Raw genomic sequence first — 19,869 nt, forward strand, 5'->3', positions numbered from 1 at the left:
CCCCGCCCGGGGTGGGATCACCGGTCACGTCGTCGCCGGATCGACGCGGAACGCGGCCGGACCGGCGGATCCGCGACGCGTGGCGTCCTCCATCCGGCCGGCGGTCTCGATAGGGTGGAACCCCGGCAGTGATCGCTCGTCGGCCCGACGTCGCTGGGAGGCCCCGTGATCGGATTCGAGAACGTCCGCAAGGAGTACCCGGGCGGGACGCTCGCGGTGCAGGACTTCAGTCTCGAGATCGCCTCCCACGAATCGGTGGTGCTGGTCGGCACGTCCGGCTCCGGCAAGACCACGCTGATGCGGATGATCAACCGCATGGTCGCTCCCACCTCCGGACGCGTCCACATCGACGGGGACGACGTGGCGGAGCTGGACCCGGTGCAGCTGCGCCGCAGCATCGGCTACGTCATGCAGGCCTCCGGCCTGCTCCCGCACCGCACCGTGCTGGACAACATCACCACCGTGCCCGTGCTGCGCGGCACCACCAAGCGCGAGGCCCGCACCCGCGCCCACGAGCTGATGGAGACCGTCGGCCTGGACGCCGCCCTCGCCGATCGCTATCCCTCCCAGCTCTCCGGCGGTCAGCAGCAGCGGGTGGGTGTGGCCCGCGGCCTCGCCGCCGACCCCAACATCCTGCTGATGGACGAGCCCTTCGGCGCCGTGGACCCGATCGTGCGCCGCGAGCTCCAGCAGGAGCTGCAGCACCTGCAGCGCGACCTGCGCAAGACGATCGTGTTCGTCACCCACGACATCGACGAGGCGTTCCTGCTCGGCGACCGGGTGGTGATCCTCAGACCCGGCGGGCTCGTCGCGCAGGTGGGCACCCCGCAGGAGATCCTCGCCGACCCCGCCGATGAGTTCGTCTCCAGCTTCGTCGGCGCGGAGCGCGGGGCTCGCACCCTGCACCTCGAACGACTCGACGGCCGTGACGTGGTGGTCGACGCCGACGGGCGGCCCGCCGGCGTGCTCGCGGCGAGCGGCGCCCGCTCGGCCGGGGACGGCGCGGCCGACGGTCCGATGCGGGAGCGGTCCTCGTGACCTGGGTGCTCGAGAACCTCGACGTCATCGCGGGGTACACCGGCGCGCACCTGCTGCAGGCCCTGCCCCCGATCCTGGTGGCCTTCCTGCTCTCGCTGCCGCTGGCCAAGCTCGCGAACTCCCGCGGCTGGCTGCGCACCTCGGTCACCACCACCTCCTCGCTGATGTACGCGATCCCGTCGCTGCCGCTGTTCGTGCTGCTGCCGGGGCTGATCGGCACCGGTGTGCGGAGTCCGGCGAACATCATCATCGCCCTGTCGCTGTACGGGCTCGCGCTGATGGTCCCGACCGCCTCGGACGCCTTCCGCTCGGTGAGCCGTGACGTGCTCGGCTCCGCCACCGCGCAGGGCTACGCGTCGCGGGCGCGCTTCGTCCAGGTCGAGCTGCCGCTGGCCGGTCCCGCGCTGCTGGCCGGGGTGCGGGTGGTCGCGGTGAGCACCATCTCGCTGGTCACCGTGGGCGGCGTGCTCGGAGTGCCCAGCCTGGGCATGCTGTTCGTGGACGGGGTGCGTCGCGGGATCGCCGCCGAGATCGCGGCCGGGATCGTCGCGACCGTTCTGCTCGCGCTGCTCACCGACGCCCTCCTGGTGCTGCTGGGCCGTGCCATGATGCCCTGGGCCCGTCGGCAGGAGGTGGTCAGCTCATGACCGGCAGCCCCTTCCTGGACTCCCTGCGCTGGCTCGGAGACCCCGCCCACTGGACGGGCACCGACGGCATCCCGCTGCGCACCCTCGAGCACCTCGGCTACACCGCCCTCGGCGTGCTGGTCGCGGCGCTGCTGGCCGTGCCCGTCGGGCTGTACGTCGGCCATTCGGGACGATTCAAGGGCATTGCCGTCGCGGCCGCCGGCGCCGCCCGCGCCCTGCCCACCCTGGGCCTGGTGACCCTGTTCGCGCTGCTGGTGGGCATCGGTCTCACCGCCCCGCTGCTGTCCTTCGTGATCCTGGCGATCCCGTCCCTGCTGGCCGGGGCCTACTCCGCCGTCGAATCCGCGGACCCCGCCACCGTCGACGCCGCCCGCGCCCAGGGCATGACCGAAGGGCAGATCCTCACCCGGGTGGAGATCCCGCTGGGCATGCCGCTGCTGGTCGGCGGGTTCCGCGGGGCGACCGTCCAGGTGGTGGCCACCGCCATGCTCGCCGCCTATGTGGGCAGCGGCGGCCTGGGTCGCTATATCTTCCAGGGGCTGGGCTCCCAGAACTACCCGCAGATGATCGCCGGTTCGCTGCTGGTGATCGCGCTCGCCCTGATCCTGGACCTGTCGCTGCTGTTCGCGCAGCGACTGACCGTACCGCGCGGGGCGCGAGCCTCGTGACCTGTCCCCTCGACACCTCGTACTCAAGGAGATCTTCCATGACCGTCCACAGCACCCGTCGTCACCTGCTCGGCGCGCTCGGCGCCGGCTCCCTCGCTCTGGGCGCCGCGGCCTGCGGCAGCTCCGACCCCTTCGACGAGGGGGGCGAGGCGGGAGGCGGCGCCTCCGACGGCGGCTCCGGCGGCGGCACCCTCGTGATCGGCTCTCAGGCCTACTACTCCAACGAGATCATCGCCGAGCTGTGCGCCCAGGTCCTCGAGGCCGAGGGATTCACCGTGGACCGGCAGTACCAGATCGGTCAGCGCGAGGTGTACATGCCCGAGCTCGAGAGCGGGTCCCTGGACCTGCTGCCCGAGTACCTCGGCAACCTGCTCCAGTACTACGTCTCCGAGGCGCCGGCCGCCAGTCCTGAGGAGATCCACGGCGCGCTCGCCGAGGCCCTGCCCGCAGGACTGCGCGTGCTCGACTACGCCGAGGCCTCCGACCAGGACTCCTACACCACCACCTCCGATTTCGCCTCCACCCACTCGCTCACCACGATCGGGGACCTGGCCGGCGTCGACGAGGAGCTGAAGATCGCCGCGAACAGCGAGTTCGAGGTGCGTCCCTACGGCCCTGAGGGCGCGCAGGAGATCTACGGCGTGGACATCTCCGTGGTGCCCGTGGAGGACTCCGGCGGCCCGCTCACCGTGCAGGCGCTGCTCGACGGCGACGTGCAGCTCGCCGACATCTACACCGCGAACCCCGCCATCGCCGAGAACGATCTGGTGGTGCTCGAGGATCCGGAGTCGATGATCCTCCCGCAGAACGTGGTGCCCGTGGTCACGGAGAAGATCGACGAGACCGCCGCGGCCGTGATCAACGGCGTGATCGCCCAGCTCAGCGCCGACGATCTGGTGGAGCTGAACCGCCAGAGCGTCGTGGACCAGGCCAGCAGCGCGGATATTGCCGAGGGCTGGCTGACCGAGAAGGGGCTGCTGTGACCGGCGCCGTCGATCAGCTCTGACCAGCGGTGGTGACCGGACGGTCGGGCTGCGGATGACATCTCGGGCAAGGAGCGGGAGGGTGGGAGGCATGAACAGCAGCCAGACCCACCTGACCGTCACCCGCACCATCGACGTCCCCGCGAAGGACCTGTTCGACCTGCTCACGCTGCCGGCCCGGCACCACGAGTTCGACGGCTCCGGCATGGTGCGCAATGCCGACGACACCGAGCGCATCGACAAGGTCGGCGAGAAGTTCGTGATGAACATGCACCACCAGGGCAGGGGCGACGACTACCGCACCCACAACTTCGTCACCGCCTACGACGAGAACAAGATGATCGGCTGGCAGCCGGCCAACGAGGCGGAGGACGGCACCGCGCCGACCGAGCCGCTGGGCTGGGAGTGGCTCTACGAGCTCAAGCCCCGGGGCGCGGGCTCCACCGAGGTGTCCCTGACCTACGACTGGTCCAAGGTCACCGACCCGAAGCTGCTGGAGCACGTCGGCTTCCCGATGATCCCGCAGGAGGACCTCGAGCAGTCGCTGAACCTGCTCGCCGCGGCGGTCACCCAGCCCTGAGCATCGGCTCGGCTCGGCTCGGCGCGCTCAGGCGTCGGCCGTGCCTCGGGCGGCGGCCGAGCCTCGGGCGGCGGCTGAAGGCTCAGGTGCCGGCCGGGCCTCGAGCACCGGCCGAGGCGGCCTCCCGGCGCACGTCGTAGACGGCCATCCGCACGCCGTTGGAGAAGTCCGCGGAGCGCACCAGCTCCAGGCGCTGCGCCGGGGCGTCGGCCGCGAACAGCCGTTTCCCGGCGCACAGCAGGACCGGGAACGTGAGCAGGTGGTAGCGATCCACCAGATCCGCGGCGACGAGCGACTGCACGAGGCGGGCCGAGCGGTGCACCAGCAGCGGCCCGCCCTCGGAGCGTTTGAGCGCTCGCACCTCCTCCAGGTCGCGCAGCAGATGGCAGCTCTCCCAGCCCGTCCCCGAGACCCGCTCCGCGGAGAGCGTCGTGGAGACGACATGCTTGGGCATGCGGTTGTAGAGGCGGAACTCCTCGTCCATCCCCGGCCAGACGGGCGCGAACTCCTCGAAGCTCACCCGGCCCAGCAGCAGCGCCCCGGCCTCCTCCTGCTCGGTCTGTTTGATCTCGTACGCCGCGGGCACGAACTCGAGACCCTGGAACGTCCAGCCGGCCTGCGGGTGGCCCCCGCCGCCGGGTGCCTCCATCACGCCGTCCAGGGTGAGGAACTCGGTGACGATGAGCTGACGGGACATGGATCCCCCTCGGAGCGGGGCCGTGGTGGCGGACCGCGCGCTGGGCATGCGGTCGCCCGTAGGCACGAAGTCTGTCAGGATTCCCTCCAGATGGTGATGAGGCCGCAGCCCGACCACGAGGAGCTCAGTCATGGCAGACGCATCCGTTCTCCCCGCCGACAGTCCGGTTCCCGACGAGATCGTCCGCAGCGCGTTGATCCACGCCGCTGCCGAGAAGGTGTTCGCGATCATCAGCGAGCCGGGATGGTTCATCAACGATGGCGAGTACCGCGAGCACAAGGTCACTCGCCAGGGTGCGATCACCCAGGTGGTCGACCCGGTGCACGGCAGCTTCCAGCTCGCCATCGAGGTGCGCGAGCCGCCGAACCGGATCCGGTTCCGCTGGTTGGGCGGCGGCCTCGGCGCGATCTCCGACGCCCCGAACAACACCGTCGAGTTCATCATCGACCCCGCCGGGACGGCGAAGCGCAATCTGGTGCGGCTCACCGTGCGCGAGCGCGGCTTCGCGAAGCTGGGTCTGGACGAGGCCGTGCGTCGTCGCAACTTCGAGGAGAACTACCGCGGCTGGGAGCAGCAGCTGCGGGTGGCCCGGGAGCTCGCCGAGGGTGGCCCGCGGCAGACCGACCAGCAGTGAGGAGCGCTCACCGTCCGTCCCCGCCGCACCGCAGGTGAGCGGGCTACCCTCGAGGGATGGGCAGGGTTACCGAGGCGAGACGGATCCGCACCGTCCGGGTGCGTGAGGGCAGGCTGTACGCGGGCCGCAAGGGCGACCGCGTCGCGGTCGAGGAACCGCTGGACATCCGCCTGAACGGGCAGCAGCTCTCGCTGACCATGCGCACCCCCGGCCACGATGTGGAGCTGATCCACGGCTTCCTGCACGGCGAGGGCCTGATCGCCCACCGCGAGGACATCCGCGAGGCCCGCTACTGCGACGGGGCCGTGATCGATGACGGGACCGGCTTCGCGCAGAACACCTTCAACGTCATGGACTTCACGACCTCCCGCCCGCAGCTGCTGCCGCTGGTGAACCGGCATTTCTCCGCCGGCTCGGCCTGCGGGGTGTGCGGCGCCGAGAGCATCGACGCGGTGCGCCGGAAGTCCCGCCACGTGCTGGCGAGGGACTGGCAGATCGACCCCCGCCGCATCCTCGCCGCCGCCCGCGGCCTCGGCGAGAAGCAGGCGGTGTTCGCCCGCACCGGCGGAGTGCACGCCGCGGCGCTCGTCGACCTCTCCGGGAACCTGCTGGTGGTGCGCGAGGACGTGGGCCGCCACAATGCGGTCGACAAGGTGATCGGCTGGGCCCTGCTCGAGGAGCGGCTCCCGCTGCGTGACTGCTTCCTGCTGGTCTCCTCCCGTGCCAGCTTCGAGATCGCCCAGAAGGCCTGCATGGCCGGGATCCCCCTGCTGGCCTGCGTCTCCGCGGCGAGCTCTCTGGCCATCGAGACCGCCGAGGAGTTCGGGCAGACCCTGCTCGGATTCACGCGCGCCGCCGAGGACGGCGATGGGCGGATGAACGTCTACACCCACCCCGAACGGCTGGACCTCGCCGCGGCGGAGGGCTGAGGACGCCGCGGCGCAGGCCGCTGCGGGGCGGCGCTGCGTGGGGCGCGGCTGGGTAGGCCGCGGTGCGGCGGCGCTGCGCGTGCGGCACCGTGGATTGTCAGGGTCCGTTCCGATGCGGACAGGGATCTGGTTCAGAACCTGACGATCCCCGGCCGTGGGTGCTGGCTCTCGAGCGGGCGCCGGGAACCGTTCCTCCCCAGGGCGTGCGCGTCCACCGACGACCGCGGCGCGGGCTGCTGTTCCGTGAGTGCGCCTACCGTCGGTCCATGGCCCGAGACCTCACGCGCTTCCACGGTGCACTGCTCCATCGTGCGGAGTGGATGCGCCACGGTCTGCATCCGCGGGACCTCGCCTCGGACCGGTTCACCACCGTCTTCCCCGGCTACCTGACGCTCACCGACCATCCGGCATCGTTCAACGGGCTGGCATGGGTCCTGCAGAACATGGTGCGCCCGGGATGCGTGCTCAGCCACACGACAGCCGCCCTGCTGTGGGGCGTACCCCTGCCGTGGCGCCTCGAGGAGGGCGTGGGGATGCTCCGTCGGCCGGAGCCCGGAGGCGCGGTCGGCGACCCCCTCATCCCGTCCGTGCGGCCGGGCCTCACGCTCGGTGACGAGACGTCGCTGCCGCTGCTCCATTGCCGGGTCGCTCCGAGGGCGAGCTCGAGCGTCGGGCGAGGGGTCATCGTGCACAGGCATCGAGGAGGAGCCACCGCTCGACGCGGCAGGCTCATCGTCTCCTCGCAGGCGGAGACGCTGCGCGAGCTCGCCACATTGCTGCCCGTCTGGGATGTGGTCGCCGCTGTCGAGGCCGTCATCGGTCCCGACGCCGCCCATCCCGGAGAGACTCTCGCCTCCCTGCGGGCCGAGGTGGAGGCCCGCCCAGGTGCCGCCGGGACGGCCCGCATCCGGCGAGCGCTCGAGCTGGCGCGGGAGGGCGTGCGCTCCCCGGGCGAGTCCGTGATGCGCCTGATCCTCATGGCCGCCGGCTTCCCGGAACCGACTCCGAATCTCCCGGTGCAGGACCCTCGCACGGGAAAGGTCCGGTACATCGACCTGGCCTGGACATCCATCGGGTTCGGGCTCGAGTACGACGGTGACGGCCACCGCGCGACGAAGGAGCAGTGGCGCGAGGACGAGACGCGTCGGGACGAGCTCGCCTCGCAGGGCTGGACCTTGGCGCGGTCGAACGGAGACGACCTGCGCCGACCGCTGCGGATGCTCCTGCGACTGCAACGATCCTCGGGGGAGCGCGGCCTGCGAGTGCCGACCGAGCAGCGCATCCGCCGCACGGCGCGACAACTCGCTGCGGACCAGCCCTCACTCCGCCTGGACAGGCAGCGATCCTGAGCAGGCGCACGTCGAGACCGAGGAGCGGCATCCGGGAGCGCCCGGGGACGGGACCGTCGCCGCACTGTGCGCGATCACCCGACGGGTACTCTCCGATGGTGAGCACTGCCGAGAGCGCCGACTTCTGGTCCCATGTCCGCCGCCAGGTCCCGGATCTGCCCGCCGCGGTCCCCGAGGCCTGGGCGTTCGGGGCCATCCCGGAGCATGCCGACGGGCTGCTCGCCCTGGTGCTCGCGGGCACCAAGACGGCGACCGCGTCATCCCTCGGCGACTACGACGAGGGTGCCGAGCCGCTCCCGGCCGCCGGTGATCTCTCGATCATCCTCGACGGTGCGGGCCGCCCACGGGCAGTGCTCGAGGTGACCTCGCTCCAGATCGTGCCCTTCGACCAGGTCAGCGAGGCTCACGCACGCGCGGAGGGAGAGGACGACAGAACCCTCCAGTCCTGGCGACGCATCCATGAGCAATTCTGGCGTGAGCATTCCGCCCGGGGCTTCGCACCGGACATGCAGGTGGTCTGCGAGAACTTCCGGGTCGTGTTCCCGGCGGTGCCCCGGAACGGCTGAGGCCCCGCGAGGAGCGGGCTGAGCAGGTCACGCGCTCACTTCACGGAGGCGGCACGGACGGCGCGCCGTCCGGACGATGCGCGGTCCGGCGGCGCGGAGCCCGGAAGGAAGGAATTGTCAGGATCCGTGCCAGATCCGGCTGCGAAACGGTTCAGAACCTGACAATCCCGGTGCGGTGCGGTGCGGTGCGGTGCGGTGCGGTCCGGTCTGGTCCGGCCCAGCCCGGTGCGGTGCGCCCGCTCAGCGCAGCGCGACCAGGCTCCGGGCGGTCACCTCGTCGACGACCACGTCGGTCGCCACCCCGGCCCGCAGTGCGGCGCGCAGCGGGAGCGCCTTGCGGGAGCCCGAGACCACCAGCAGCCGTCGCGGGATCCGCAGCAGCCGGTCCGGGGCGGTGCCGGAGCCGCGCTGGTTCATCGCGATATCGCGGTAGGTGCCGTCGGCCCGCAGGAACACCGTGCACACGTCCCCGACGGCGCCGTCGGCCCGCAGCGAGCTCAGATCCTCGCGGGTCAGGTAGTTGTGGGTGTAGACGTGGCTGGGGACCTCCGCGTCGAAGGCGCCCACGCTGAACACGGCCACCGTGGCCTCGCGCTGCGTGGCCAGGACCCGCTGCACCGAGCGCTCGCGCCACATCGCCTCCCGCGTCGCGGGGAAGTCGAAGAAGGCCGGCACCGGGAACTGGTGCACCGTCGCGTCCCACCGCGTGGCTGCCCGGGCGAGCATCGTGGCGATGTAGGTCAGGCCCGAGCCCTCGGTGTTGATGGCGCCGTTGAGCTGCACGATCCGCAGCCCGGGCACCGGTCGGGAACGGACCGTGCCGAGCAGCGCCGCCATCGTGGTGCCCCAGGCGATCCCGAGCGTGGTGCCGGGCTCGAGCATCTCATCGAGCAGGACGCCGCCGGCCTCGGTGACCGTCCGCAGGCGTTCCCGCTGGTCATCGCCGGGGACGGAGGGCACCACGTGCACCTGTACGCCGTACTGCCGGGAGATGCGACGGGCCAGCTCCTCGACCCGCTGCGCCTCCGGCGGCCGCAGGGAGATCGTCACCAGCTCGGCCTCGCGGGCGTCCCGCAGCATCCGCGAGACCGTCGACCGGGAGACGTGCAGCTCGCCGGCGATGGATTGCATGGTCCGCTCCTCGCCGTAGTACATCCGTGCAACCGCATAGAGCCCTTCGAGCCGGGAATCGCGAGTCATGCCCACCAGTCTTGCACGTTCGTGCATCGGGCTTGCGGACAGGTGCACGATCGTCCCATCATGGCGCACACCACGTCCGGTCGACGAGAGCCCTCGACGAGAGCTCGCGACGACGAGGACGCGAACCGAAGGCCACGATGCGAAGGAGCAGCCAGGTGTCCGATCAGCAACGGTCCGCACTCACCCCGGCCGGTCGGGCGGAGCATCTCTCCCGCCTCCGCGCCGCGACGGCGGAGGAGCCCCTGGACGTGCTCGTCGTCGGAGGTGGCGTGAACGGCGCCGGTGCCGCCTTCGATGCGGCCACCCGCGGCCTCTCCGTCGGCCTCGTCGAGACCCATGACTGGGCCTCCGGCACCTCCTCGCGCTCCTCCAAGCTGATGCACGGCGGCCTGCGCTACCTGCAGATGCTCGACTTCTCGCTGGTCGCCGAGGCGCTGCGCGAGCGTGATCTGCTGCTCACCCACACCGCTCCGCACCTGGTGAAGCCGATCAAGTTCGTCTTCCCCTTCTTCAAGAAGGTCGTGGACCGCGCCTTCATCGGCTCCGGCGTGATGCTCTACGACGCGATGCAGTCCGTGGGGCGCAAGCGCGCCGTGCCGATGCACCGCCACCTGCTCCACGACAAGATGCTCGAGGTCTTCCCGGCGCTGGACGGCGAGAAGGCCGTCGGCGCGCTGGAGTACTACGACGCGCAGGTGGATGATGCCCGCTTCGTGATGATGCTGGTGCGCTCGGCCGCGGAGCACGACGCCTCGGTCGCCAACTACACCACCGTGATCGAGTACCTCCACGAGGGCACTCGAGTCGTCGGGGCGCGGGTGCGCGACGAGGAGACCGGCGAGGAGTTCGACGTCCATGCCCGTGAGACGATCCTCGCCGGCGGTGTCTGGACCCAGGATCAGCAGGAGCTGGCCGGGGCCGATGCCGGCCTCGAGGTGCTCGCCTCCAAGGGCATCCACATCACCATCGCCCGCGAGCGGATCCCCGCGGTGCCGGACACCGGCATCATCACCCAGACCGAGAAGTCGGTCCTGTTCATCATCCCCTGGGACGAGTACTGGGTCATCGGCACCACCGACACCGCCTGGACCCAGGACCCGCGGGACGTCGGCGCGTCCGCCGAGGACATCGAGTACGTCATCGAGCACGCCAATGCCGTGCTGAAGGAGGACCTCCGTCGCGAGGACGTCATCGGCGTCTACTCCGGTCTGCGCCCGCTGCTGCAGCCGGTGCGGAAGAACGCTGCAGGGGGGTCCTCGTCCTCGACGAAGGTCTCCCGCGAGCACACCGTGATGGAGATCGAGCCGGGCCTGACCGCGATCGCCGGCGGCAAGTACACCACCTACCGGGTGATGGCCGAGGACGTCGTCGACTTCGCGATCAAGGATTCGCAGCCCGGCCGTCCCAGCCTGACCCGCTCGATCCCTGTGATCGGCGCGCAGGGATACCAGACCCTGGTGCGCGACAAGCAGGAGATCGGCCGACGGTACGGCTTCGACGAGATCCGCGTGGACCGCCTGCTGTTCCGCTACGGCGCACTGCTGAGCGACGTGCTCGCCCTGATCGACCAGGACCAGAGCCTCGCCACCCCCCTCGAGCACGCACCGCGGTACCTGCGCGCCGAGGTGCTGTACGCGGTGCGCGCCGAAGGTGCCCGGCACCTGGCCGACGTGCTCGAGCGCCGTACCCGCCTGGACTACGAGACCCGTGATCGCGGGGTCGCGGCGGCGGATGAGGTCGCCGCGCTGCTGGCCGGAGAGCTCGGCTGGGACACCGCTACCGTGCAGCGCGAGGTCGAGACGTACCGCGCGTTCATCGAGGCGAGACTGGCCGGGGAGGCCACCGCGAGCGACGCGGAGGTCGCGAACCGGATCGCGAAGGCGCCGGAGGTGCCCGACATGAACTGATCGGGGTCTGGCCGGCCGCGATCGCGACCCGGCTCGACCCCGGATCAGCCTGCGGGCACCCGCCTGCAGGCGCCCCGCGGACCGAGGTCCGAACCCCTATCCCCTGGATGCCACCGATCGTGCACGGAAGCACGGTCGCTCGATGAGGAGGCCGCATGGCAACCATCGTCCTGTACGAGATCGCCGGCACGGCGATGCTCACCCTGCTCGGCGGCGGTGTCGTCGCCAACGTGATCCTCGGCAAGACCAAAGGCAATGCCGGCGGCTGGCTGCTGATCAACTTCGGCTGGGGCCTCGCGGTCTTCGCCGGCGTCTACACCGCCTACAAGACCGGCGCACACATCAACCCGGCGGTCACCGTGGGTCTGCTCTCCAGCGGCGCCGAGGAGTACGCCCCCGGGATCGCCGTGAACGTCGGCAACACGATCGCCTACTTCGCGGCCCAGATGATCGGTGCCTTCCTCGGCGCCGTGCTGGCCTGGCTCTCCTACAAGAACCACTACGACCACGAGACGGACGCCGGCACCATCCTCGGCACCTTCTCCACCGGGCCCGAGATCCGCAACCGCGGCTGGAACCTGGTCACCGAGATCATCGCGACCTTCGTGCTGGTCTTCATCATCATCATGTTCGGCAACACCCCGAGCGGGCTCGGCCCGCTGGCGGTCGCCCTGCTGGTGGTCTCGATCGGTGCCTCCCTCGGCGGGCCCACGGGCTACGCCATCAACCCCGCCCGTGACCTCGGGCCGCGCCTCGCGCACGCCGTCCTGCCGATCCCGCACAAGGGCGGCAGCGACTGGGGCTACTCCTGGGTCCCGATCGTCGGCCCGCTCATCGGCGGCGTCCTCGGCGGCGTCGTCGGCGCGGCACTCTGAGACCATCGTCACCACAGGCATGCACCACCGCACACCGCTCATCACCACGAAGGAGTTCCGATGACCGACAAGCAGAAGTACATCCTCTCGATCGACCAGGGCACCACCTCCACCCGCGCGATCATCTTCGATCACGGCGGACAGATCGTCTCCACCGGCCAGAAGGAGCACGAGCAGATCTTCCCGAAGTCGGGCTGGGTCGAGCACGACGCCCTGGAGATCTGGCGCAACACCCGCTCCGTGGTCGGTGAGGCGCTCACCGGCGCGGACATCAACCGCCACCAGCTCGCCGCCGTCGGCATCACCAATCAGCGCGAGACCACGGTGGTGTGGGACAAGAACACCGGCGAACCGGTATACAACGCGATCGTCTGGCAGGACACCCGCACCCAGAAGATCTGCGACGAGCTCGCGGGCGACGAGGGTGCGGACAAGTACAAGGAGCGGGTGGGGCTGCCGCTGGCGACCTACTTCTCCGGCCCGAAGATCAAGTGGATCCTCGACAACGTCGACGGTGTGCGCGAGCGGGCAGAAGCCGGTGACCTGCTGTTCGGCAACACCGACTCCTGGCTGGTGTGGAACCTGACCGGTGGCAATAACGGCGGCATCCACGTCACCGACGTCACCAACGCCTCGCGCACGATGCTCATGAACATCGACACCCTCGACTGGAACGAGGACATCGCGAAGGACATGACCGTCCCGCTGTCGATGCTGCCGGAGATCCGCTCCTCCTCCGAGGTGTACGCGAAGGGCCGCAAGAACGACCTGCTCATCGACACCCCGATCGCCGGCATCCTCGGCGATCAGCAGGCCGCCACCTTCGGCCAGGCCTGCTTCGAGATCGGCATGGGCAAGAACACCTACGGCACCGGCAACTTCATGCTGGTCAACACCGGTGAGGACCTGGTCCACAGCGAGAACGGGCTGCTCACCACCGTCGCCTACAAGATCGGCGAGCAGAAGGCCGTCTACGCCCTCGAGGGCTCGGTCGCGGTGACCGGCTCGCTGGTGCAGTGGGTGCGCGACAACCTCGGGCTCATCAAGGACGCCCCGGAGATCGAGACCCTCGCCAAGGAGGTCGACGACAACGGCGGGCTGTTCATCGTCCCGGCCTTCTCGGGCCTGTTCGCCCCGCACTGGCGCTCCGACGCCCGCGGCGCGATGGTGGGCATGACCCGCTTCCACACCAAGCACCACATCGCCCGTGCGGTGCTGGAGGCCACGGCCTTCCAGTCCCGTGAGGTGCTGGATGCGGCGATCGCCGACGCGGAGGACGAGGGCGTGGAGCTGACCGAGCTCAAGGTCGACGGCGGCATGGTCATGAACGAGACGCTCATGCAGTTCCAGGCCGACATCCTCGGCGTGCCCGTGGTGCGTCCCAAGGTCATCGAGACCACCGCGCTCGGCGCCGCCTATGCCGCCGGCATCGCAGTGGGCTTCTGGGACGGCGAGCAGGACGTCATCGACAACTGGGCCGAGGACAAGCGCTGGGAGCCCGCGATGGACGACGAGACCCGCGACCGCTACATGCGTCTGTGGAGGAAGGCCGTCGAGCGCACCCTGGACTGGGTCGACGACGACACCGAGGCGCTGCACAGCTGATCGACGAACTGCGGGCTCGGAGCGGTCGGTGAGGGACGAGCCGGCGGCGCAGCGCCCGCGGGAGGAGAGCGGTGAGGCATCACAGCTGATCGACGCTCACTCCCGGTGACGTGCGCGTGAGAACCAGAAGTCGTTCTCACGCGCACAATGCTGTGTGGTCACCGGGCATTTCGGGCAGACGGGGCGGGCTTTCGGGGTGCCCGAAACCGGGTGCGGATGATCACGACAGATGTCACCGTCCGGCAACAACCCTGCTCGGAGCGCTGTGATCGGCGTCGCCGAGGCGTAAGGTCGGTGCCACCCTGGTCCCCGGACGCCCTCGGGCGCCCCCTCGGTGACCGTTTCGGCCGCTGTCGTCCGACCGGGGCCATCGCGCGCCTGTTCCGCGGGGTCCTCTCGAGGCTCGGTGCCACGTGCGTGACCTGGTGATCCCGTCCCTCCTACCCCGTGACTCCCCATCCCCCTCCCCTGAGATCGGAGCCTCCTCATGGATCTCGTCTTCAAGACCATCGCCTTGGTCGTCTATTTCGCCGTCATGGTCGGGATCGGCGTCTACGCCTTCCGCAAGACCTCGGACGGCGAGGACTACATGCTCGGCGGGCGTCAGCTGCATCCGTTCACCGCCGCGCTCTCCGCCGGTGCGTCCGACATGTCGGGCTGGCTGCTGCTGGGTCTGCCCGGCGCGCTGTACATGGGTGGTCTGGTCGAGGCGTGGATCGCCGTCGGCCTCACCATCGGTGCCGGTCTGAACTGGTACTTCATCGCGCCGCGGCTGCGCCAGTACACGCAGATCGCCAGCAATTCGATCACCGTGCCGAGCTTCTTCGGCAACCGTCTGCATGACCGCACGAACATCCTGCGCATCGCCGCGGGGCTGATCATCCTGCTGTTCTTCACCTTCTACGTCTCCTCCGGCATGGTCGCCGGCGGCGTGTTCTTCCAGTCGATGTTCGGTGGCCCGTACGTCACGGGCATGCTCCTGGTGGGCGGTGTGACGATCCTGTACACGCTGTTCGGCGGGTTCCTCGGCGCGAGCTACACCGACGTCGTCCAGGGCATGATCATGCTGGTCTCGCTCATCCTGGTCCCGATCACGGCGATGTTCGTGGTCGGCGGCCCCGCCGCCATGTTCGCCTCCGTGCGCGAGGTCAACGCGGACTTCGGGTCGATGACCGCCGGCGCGACCGCCGTCGGCATCATCTCCTCGCTCGCCTGGGGCCTGGGCTACTTCGGCCAGCCCCACATCATCGTGCGCTTCATGGCGCTGCGCTCCTCGCGCGATGCCAAGTACGGCTTCGCGGTGGGCATGAGCTGGATGATCCTGTGCGTCGTCGGCGCCGTGTTCACCGCGCTCGCAGGCCTGGCCTACTTCCAGCAGAACCAGGACGCGATCCTCACCGACAGCACGAACGGCGAGTCCGTGTTCCTGGACCTCTCCCAGCTCCTGTTCCACCCGTTGATCGCCGGGGTGCTGCTGGCCGCGGTGCTCGCGGCGATCATGTCCACGATCTCCTCGCAGCTGATCGTCTCCAGCTCCGCGCTGGTCGAGGACCTCGTCGGTGGTTTCGGGGTCAAGCTCAGCGCCAGGGCGGCCCTGTGGTTCGGCCGCATCGGGGTGCTCGTGGTCTCTGTGGTCGCGCTCATCCTGGCACTGGACCCGGGCAGCTCGGTGCTGGGGCTGGTGGCCTTCGCCTGGGCGGGCTTCGGTGCCGCCTTCGGCCCGATCGTCATCCTCTCGCTGTTCTGGCGACGCCTCACCGTGATCGGTGCCGCGGTGGGCATGGTGGCCGGCGCTGCGGTCTCCTTCACCTGGGGCCAGTTCGAGCCCGACGTGGCCTGGGGGCTGTTCGGCGGGGATCATCTCTACGAGATCGTTCCCGGCTTCCTCGTCTGCCTGGTGCTCGCCGTGGTGGTCAGCATGATCACCCCGCAGCCGCCGGCGAAGGCGATGCAGGAGTTCGACGACATGCTCGAGTCGTTCCGCTCGGGCGAGGCCCGGGACCGCTCGGCCGAGAACGTCGCGGCGACGGGTGCCGGCCCCAGGGCCTGACCCGTTCCCACTGCACGAACCCCCTGCGAGCCCGTGATCTCGGTGCTCGCAGGGGGTTCGTCGTCGCTGCGGGGGTCCGGGGTCAGTCCCCGAAGACCAGCTCCTCGGCGGGGCCGTGCACCCCGGGCCGCACCGCGAACAGGGAGCCGGCCGCTGGGTCCTCGCCCTCGGCGAGGTTCTCCCGGCTGGTGGTGATGAACAGGGTCCCGCGATCCTCGCCGCCGAAGGTGCAGGCCGTGACCTGCCGGGCGCCCACGGCGACCCGTTCGGCGACCTTTCCGTGCTCGTCGAGCCCCAGGACCTGGCCGCCGGAGTGCATCGCCACCCACACGTTCCCTGCGGCGTCGAGGCAGAGCCCGTCGGGATGGCCGTCCTCGGCGGTGAGGTCTGCGAAGGGGCGGCGAGCGACGAGGCCGTCCGCATCGGACCAGTCCAGGACGTCCACCCGCCCGGTGGGGGTGTCCACGTAGAACGCCCGTGCACCGTCGGCCGTGAAGGCGAGACCGTTGGAGATCGTGAGGTCGCCGAACAGCTTGGTGGTGGTGCCGTCGGGCAGCAGTCGCCACATCGCGGCGGCACCGGGGCGCTGGTCGTACGCCATGGAGCCGCACAGGAACGAGCCGTCCGGTGCGATCGCGCCCTCGTTCATGCGCACGTCCTCCTCCCACAGCGGGGGGAGCTCGGTGATCGAGCCGTCGGCGTCCTCGAGCGCGAAACCCTTCTCGAGCGCCAGCACCGCCCCACCACCGGCGGCAGGCCGTACGCAGGCCACCACGGAGCTGGGCGTGGGGATCCGGGTCACGGCGCCCTTCGGTGCCTCGGTGGCCAGGGGTCGCGCGGCGGTGGTGCCGGAGCCGACGGTGCCGGAGGGGTCCAGGTGCAGGAGGTCGCCGGCGAGCATGTCCACCCAGCGCAGACCGCCCCAGGTGTCGGACCAGTACGGACCCTCGGCGTGGTGGCAGAGCGAGTCGGTGATGCGATCGGCGAGCATGGGAGCCTCCGGTTCCGGCGCGAGATGCGGACGGCCGACGGCGAAGCGTCGGTGGGGCCACCGTACGCGGTGCGGCGATGTACGGGAGAGGCCCGACGGGTCGCTGGTCCGTGCAGCGGTGAGAGCCGGGGGCGGTGGGCCTCAGCGTGCCGGCCGCTCCCCGTGCTGGAGGGCGGCGAGGGCATGGACGATGTCCTTCGTGGCGGGGTAGAGCGCGCGGTACATCCCGTACAGCTCTTCGTACCGTTCCGCGGTGGCCGGATCGGGCCTGCAGGTGCGCTCGATCGGATTCCAATCCACCGCCGCGATGCCGTGCACAGCCCGTGCGGCGAGCATCGAGGTCCCGTACGAGGCACCGACGGTGCGGTGGGGAATCTGCTGCGGCAGCCCCGTCACGTCGGAGACGATCTGCGGCCACAGACCGTTGCGGGTGCCGCCGCCGACGGCGATCACGCGTTCGATCTGTGCGCCGGCTCGCTGGAGCTCCTCGACGTGGTGGCGCACGCCGAAGGCGGCGGCCTCGAGCGCCGCCCGGAAGATGTCTCCGCGTGTGTGCGAGAGGGTCAGGCCGGCGATCACCCCTCGGGCTGAGGGGTCGTCGAAGGGAGCGCGCTCGCCGGAGAAGTAGGGGAGCATCACCAGCCCGCTCGCCCCTGGTCCGCTCTCGCCGGCCTCCTGTATGAGGGTGTCGAACTCTACGTCCCCGGTCAGCTCGCGGAGCCAGCTCGTGATCGCCCCGGAGCTTGCCATTCCCCCGGCCAGGGTGTGGGTCCCCTCGGAGATCCCTGCCGTCATCCACAGGGAGCGGCTGGGCAGCGGACGATCTGTGACCGCGACCAGGAAGGTCGTCGTCCCGTACATCAGCATGACGTCGCCCGGGGCGCTCGCGCCGACGCTGATCGCCTCCGCCCAGGCGTCCGTGCTCCCGGCGATCAGCGGGGTCCCCGTCGCGATGCCGCGGAGCGATGCTGCGGCGGTGGGCGTCACCGTGCCCACCAGCTGTCCTGGCCACATCAACGGGGGCAGCTCCAGCCCGGGGGCGACGTGCTCTGCCCAGGGACGGTACCAATCTATGGCCTCGGGGTCGTAGATCGGGGCGACCATGCTGGCGCTGACATGGTCCAGCGTGTAGCGGCCGCTGAGCTTGAAGCCGAGGTAGGACGCGGGCATGAACAGGCGGGTGGCTCGAGCGAAGGCTTCGGGCTCATGGTCGGCGACCCAACGGATCTTCGGGCCGGCCGCTTGCGAGGTGAGGACGCTGCCGCAGCGAGCGAGGATCGTCTCCGCACCGAAGCGGTCGTTGAGCGCTGCGATCTGCTCTCCCGCCCGGGTGTCCACGCCATAGAGGATTGCGGGCCGCACCGGCTCGCCGGCCTCATCGGTCAGAAGGACGCATGGCCCCATCCCGGACAGGCCGATCCCCGTCACCCGAGCGTCGATGCCGTCGGTCAGCTCTGCGGTGAGCGCCACGAACTCGTCCCACCAGACCCGGGCGTCCATCTCCACGTGCCCCGGGGCGGACCGGTCGACGGCATGCTCGCGGGTCGCCGAGCGCAGGATGGTGCCGTCGAGCGCCGTAAGCACACCTTTCGTGCTTGACGTGCCGATGTCGACACCCAGAACTGCCTCGACGTGGCCCGTCATCGACCTGCCTCTCCTCGTCGTTTCCGCGCTGCGGCCCGTGCGGAGTCGTCCGACGTGCCAGGTGCCCGCCTACGATATCGGCAACGACAGTGCCCTTCTCGGGGTCGCGGTGGGATGTCGGCGGGTACGGGGAGTATCGGGGGTGCTGAGGGATCGCTATGATCAGACATGCCGGTGTCGGCACGTTCTTGCCACACGTCTGTGCGCGCTCCGTCTCGCCTACGCTCCACGAGCGCAGATCCGGTGGTGGCGAGGAACCGGGAGAAAGGGGAGGGGCGTGCTCGACACCCATCTGGACCTGCAGCTCCTGCATCGCGCGGCGAGCGCCTATTACCTCGAAGACATGCGACAGGCGGAGATCGCGGAGCTGCTCGAAGTCTCCCGTCCCACCGTCAGCAAGCTGCTCAGCGAGGCACGCCGGATCGGCATGGTGCGCTTTGAGGTCCTCGACGTCCCCAGCGATGACGTCAGCGAGCTCGAAGAGCGGCTGCGTGAGGCGCTCGGCCTGGCCCAGGTGCGCGTCGCCCCGGGCGATCAGGGGCGGAGGGAGCTGCGCGGGCTCGGCCCCCTGCTGGCCGGAGAGCTGCGAGCGCTGGACCTCATGCCCGGCGACGTCCTCTTGGTCTCCTCCGGCAAGACCACCCGCGCCGTGAGCCGCATGTCGGGGTTGCCGGAGCTGCACGGGGTGGTGATCGCCCCTACCGTCGGCGGTCAGCAGGAGTCCGATCCGGCGTTCCAGACCAATGAGACGGTGCGCAGCCTTGCGGACTCCACGGGTGCCGAACCGCGTTTCATCTTCGCGCCCGCACTACCGAGCCCCAGCCTCTGGCACTCCCTGCAGGCGGACCCGAGCTTCGAGCAGATCGCCCACCTCTGGGCACGGGCGCGGGTGCTGGTCTCCGGCATCGGTGCCCCCTACGGGATGCGGGCTTCGCTGACCTCGGTGGTCCCCCGCGACCATCCGGCGTTGCGCGACGCCGTAGGTGACTTCTGCCTGCACTTCTTCGACGCCGACGGGCGTGCCGTGGAGTACCCCGGCTCAGAGCGCCTGGTGCGACCCTCGCGCGACGTCCTCCGGGCCATCCCCACGTCGATCGCGATGGCCGTGGGGGTCGCCAAGGCGCCTTCGATCCGGGCCGGAGCGAGGGCCGGGCTCTTCACCAGCCTGATCACCGATGTGCCTGCCGCCGAAGCGGTGCTCGACATCCTCGCGCAGGAAAGCTGACGTTCCGTCGGCGCCGTCGAGCTGTTCTGCGCCGTCACCCCATCCGCGACCGCCCGGAAGATCGGATTACTCGGGCCCCACGGCTCCGCCGGGCCCGACGGGGCGGTGGCAGCACCCGTGATCTGATTGTGACCCGCCGTGGAGCTGAGGTGACACCTGTGCGCCCCAGATTTGCACAATTGTTCTTGACCGATGTGCGGGGTGTGTCTAGGATCAAGGGCGACCGGACGAGTGATGTTGCGATACCGGTATCGACCAGCGCTCGGACAGTGCGCTACGTA

General features: G+C 70.2%; 18 protein-coding genes. 14 read left to right on the forward strand and 4 right to left on the reverse strand.

Annotated features, from left to right (window positions below; all coding sequences use genetic code 11):
- Nucleotides 1-165: 165 nt before the first annotated feature.
- The 5 genes from ACHUEU_RS00725 to ACHUEU_RS00745 all read left to right on the forward strand — a co-directional run bounded on the left by ACHUEU_RS00725 (nt 166) and on the right by ACHUEU_RS00745 (nt 3,916).
- Nucleotides 166-1,038 carry an ABC transporter ATP-binding protein gene (locus ACHUEU_RS00725; protein ID WP_394213954.1) on the forward strand — a complete coding sequence of 291 codons (873 nt, stop codon included), beginning with the start codon at nt 166-168 and terminating at the stop codon, nt 1,036-1,038.
- The gene (locus tag ACHUEU_RS00730) at nt 1,035-1,685 is read left to right on the forward strand and encodes an ABC transporter permease (RefSeq protein ID WP_394213955.1); all 651 of its coding nucleotides are present in this window, start codon (nt 1,035-1,037) and stop codon (nt 1,683-1,685) included. The genes ACHUEU_RS00725 and ACHUEU_RS00730 overlap by 4 nt, the downstream gene beginning before the upstream one ends.
- Nucleotides 1,682-2,353 carry an ABC transporter permease gene (locus tag ACHUEU_RS00735; RefSeq protein ID WP_394213956.1) on the forward strand — a complete coding sequence of 224 codons (672 nt, stop codon included), beginning with the start codon at nt 1,682-1,684 and terminating at the stop codon, nt 2,351-2,353. Before ACHUEU_RS00730 ends, ACHUEU_RS00735 begins: the two co-directional genes overlap by 4 nt.
- Before the next feature lie 38 nt (nt 2,354-2,391).
- A complete protein-coding gene (locus ACHUEU_RS00740; protein ID WP_394213957.1) occupies nt 2,392-3,336 on the forward strand; it encodes an ABC transporter substrate-binding protein in 945 nt (314 codons plus the stop codon).
- A 91-nt stretch (nt 3,337-3,427) separates the two neighbouring features.
- A complete protein-coding gene (locus tag ACHUEU_RS00745; RefSeq protein WP_394213958.1) occupies nt 3,428-3,916 on the forward strand; it encodes an SRPBCC family protein in 489 nt (162 codons plus the stop codon).
- A gap of 82 nt (nt 3,917-3,998) precedes the next feature.
- On the opposite strand, the gene ACHUEU_RS00750 is transcribed toward ACHUEU_RS00745, so the two are convergent.
- Nucleotides 3,999-4,613, reverse strand: coding sequence for a dihydrofolate reductase family protein (locus tag ACHUEU_RS00750; RefSeq protein WP_394213959.1), 615 nt, complete (start codon nt 4,611-4,613; stop codon nt 3,999-4,001).
- Between the two features lie 130 nt (nt 4,614-4,743).
- Here ACHUEU_RS00750 and ACHUEU_RS00755 point away from each other — a divergent pair, with 130 nt between their 5' ends.
- From ACHUEU_RS00755 to ACHUEU_RS00770, 4 genes are all read left to right on the forward strand, one after another.
- Nucleotides 4,744-5,247 (forward strand): SRPBCC family protein, encoded by a 504-nt coding sequence (locus ACHUEU_RS00755; RefSeq protein ID WP_394213960.1) that lies wholly within the window; start codon nt 4,744-4,746, stop codon nt 5,245-5,247.
- 56 nt (nt 5,248-5,303) lie between these two features.
- Nucleotides 5,304-6,176: a formate dehydrogenase accessory sulfurtransferase FdhD gene (fdhD, locus tag ACHUEU_RS00760; protein ID WP_394213961.1), complete on the forward strand. Its 873-nt coding sequence runs from the start codon at nt 5,304-5,306 to the stop codon at nt 6,174-6,176.
- A 266-nt stretch (nt 6,177-6,442) separates the two neighbouring features.
- Nucleotides 6,443-7,525: a hypothetical protein gene (locus ACHUEU_RS00765; RefSeq protein WP_394213962.1), complete on the forward strand. Its 1,083-nt coding sequence runs from the start codon at nt 6,443-6,445 to the stop codon at nt 7,523-7,525.
- A gap of 98 nt (nt 7,526-7,623) precedes the next feature.
- On the forward strand, nt 7,624-8,091 hold the full coding sequence (locus ACHUEU_RS00770; RefSeq protein WP_394213963.1) for an ASCH domain-containing protein: 468 nt from the start codon (nt 7,624-7,626) through the stop codon (nt 8,089-8,091).
- Between the two features lie 240 nt (nt 8,092-8,331).
- Here the strand turns inward: ACHUEU_RS00770 and ACHUEU_RS00775 are convergent, their stop codons facing one another.
- Entirely contained in the window at nt 8,332-9,291 is a 960-nt protein-coding gene (locus ACHUEU_RS00775; RefSeq protein WP_394213964.1) for a sugar-binding transcriptional regulator, read from the reverse strand.
- A gap of 137 nt (nt 9,292-9,428) precedes the next feature.
- On the opposite strand from ACHUEU_RS00775, the gene ACHUEU_RS00780 reads away from it, so the two are divergent.
- The 4 genes from ACHUEU_RS00780 to putP all read left to right on the forward strand — a co-directional run bounded on the left by ACHUEU_RS00780 (nt 9,429) and on the right by putP (nt 15,728).
- Nucleotides 9,429-11,198 (forward strand): glycerol-3-phosphate dehydrogenase/oxidase, encoded by a 1,770-nt coding sequence (locus ACHUEU_RS00780; protein WP_394213965.1) that lies wholly within the window; start codon nt 9,429-9,431, stop codon nt 11,196-11,198.
- Between the two features lie 155 nt (nt 11,199-11,353).
- Complete coding sequence (locus ACHUEU_RS00785) at nt 11,354-12,073, forward strand: MIP/aquaporin family protein (RefSeq protein ID WP_394213967.1); 720 nt, start codon at nt 11,354-11,356, stop codon at nt 12,071-12,073.
- Between the two features lie 60 nt (nt 12,074-12,133).
- Nucleotides 12,134-13,678: a glycerol kinase GlpK gene (gene glpK, locus ACHUEU_RS00790; RefSeq protein WP_394213968.1), complete on the forward strand. Its 1,545-nt coding sequence runs from the start codon at nt 12,134-12,136 to the stop codon at nt 13,676-13,678.
- A 487-nt stretch (nt 13,679-14,165) separates the two neighbouring features.
- Nucleotides 14,166-15,728 carry a sodium/proline symporter PutP gene (gene putP / locus ACHUEU_RS00795; RefSeq protein WP_394213969.1) on the forward strand — a complete coding sequence of 521 codons (1,563 nt, stop codon included), beginning with the start codon at nt 14,166-14,168 and terminating at the stop codon, nt 15,726-15,728.
- A gap of 82 nt (nt 15,729-15,810) precedes the next feature.
- Here putP and ACHUEU_RS00800 read toward each other — a convergent pair whose 3' ends face one another.
- On the reverse strand, nt 15,811-16,719 hold the full coding sequence (locus ACHUEU_RS00800; RefSeq protein ID WP_394213970.1) for an SMP-30/gluconolactonase/LRE family protein: 909 nt from the start codon (nt 16,717-16,719) through the stop codon (nt 15,811-15,813).
- 141 nt (nt 16,720-16,860) lie between these two features.
- A complete protein-coding gene (locus ACHUEU_RS00805; protein ID WP_394213971.1) occupies nt 16,861-18,363 on the reverse strand; it encodes an FGGY-family carbohydrate kinase in 1,503 nt (500 codons plus the stop codon).
- 277 nt (nt 18,364-18,640) lie between these two features.
- Here ACHUEU_RS00805 and ACHUEU_RS00810 point away from each other — a divergent pair, with 277 nt between their 5' ends.
- Nucleotides 18,641-19,588: a sugar-binding transcriptional regulator gene (locus ACHUEU_RS00810; RefSeq protein WP_394213972.1), complete on the forward strand. Its 948-nt coding sequence runs from the start codon at nt 18,641-18,643 to the stop codon at nt 19,586-19,588.
- Nucleotides 19,589-19,869: the final 281 nt, after the last annotated feature.

It is taken from the genome of Brachybacterium vulturis, from assembly GCF_043641765.1.
Lineage (GTDB): Bacteria > Actinomycetota > Actinomycetes > Actinomycetales > Dermabacteraceae > Brachybacterium > Brachybacterium vulturis_A.

What these genes read in the sequence shown, in the direction of transcription:
- ACHUEU_RS00735 (WP_394213956.1), top strand. Translation starts at nt 1,682, where the DNA reads ATGACCGGCAGCCCCTTCCTGGACTCCCTGCGCTGGCTCGGAGACCCC.
- ACHUEU_RS00740 (WP_394213957.1), top strand. Translation starts at nt 2,392, where the DNA reads ATGACCGTCCACAGCACCCGTCGTCACCTGCTCGGCGCGCTCGGCGCC.
- ACHUEU_RS00745 (WP_394213958.1), top strand. Translation starts at nt 3,428, where the DNA reads ATGAACAGCAGCCAGACCCACCTGACCGTCACCCGCACCATCGACGTC.
- ACHUEU_RS00750 (WP_394213959.1), bottom strand. Translation starts at nt 4,613, where the DNA reads ATGTCCCGTCAGCTCATCGTCACCGAGTTCCTCACCCTGGACGGCGTG.
- ACHUEU_RS00755 (WP_394213960.1), top strand. Translation starts at nt 4,744, where the DNA reads ATGGCAGACGCATCCGTTCTCCCCGCCGACAGTCCGGTTCCCGACGAG.
- fdhD (WP_394213961.1), top strand. Translation starts at nt 5,304, where the DNA reads ATGGGCAGGGTTACCGAGGCGAGACGGATCCGCACCGTCCGGGTGCGT.
- ACHUEU_RS00765 (WP_394213962.1), top strand. Translation starts at nt 6,443, where the DNA reads ATGGCCCGAGACCTCACGCGCTTCCACGGTGCACTGCTCCATCGTGCG.
- ACHUEU_RS00775 (WP_394213964.1), bottom strand. Translation starts at nt 9,291, where the DNA reads ATGACTCGCGATTCCCGGCTCGAAGGGCTCTATGCGGTTGCACGGATG.
- ACHUEU_RS00780 (WP_394213965.1), top strand. Translation starts at nt 9,429, where the DNA reads ATGCGAAGGAGCAGCCAGGTGTCCGATCAGCAACGGTCCGCACTCACC.
- ACHUEU_RS00785 (WP_394213967.1), top strand. Translation starts at nt 11,354, where the DNA reads ATGGCAACCATCGTCCTGTACGAGATCGCCGGCACGGCGATGCTCACC.
- glpK (WP_394213968.1), top strand. Translation starts at nt 12,134, where the DNA reads ATGACCGACAAGCAGAAGTACATCCTCTCGATCGACCAGGGCACCACC.
- putP (WP_394213969.1), top strand. Translation starts at nt 14,166, where the DNA reads ATGGATCTCGTCTTCAAGACCATCGCCTTGGTCGTCTATTTCGCCGTC.
- ACHUEU_RS00800 (WP_394213970.1), bottom strand. Translation starts at nt 16,719, where the DNA reads ATGCTCGCCGATCGCATCACCGACTCGCTCTGCCACCACGCCGAGGGT.
- ACHUEU_RS00805 (WP_394213971.1), bottom strand. Translation starts at nt 18,363, where the DNA reads ATGACGGGCCACGTCGAGGCAGTTCTGGGTGTCGACATCGGCACGTCA.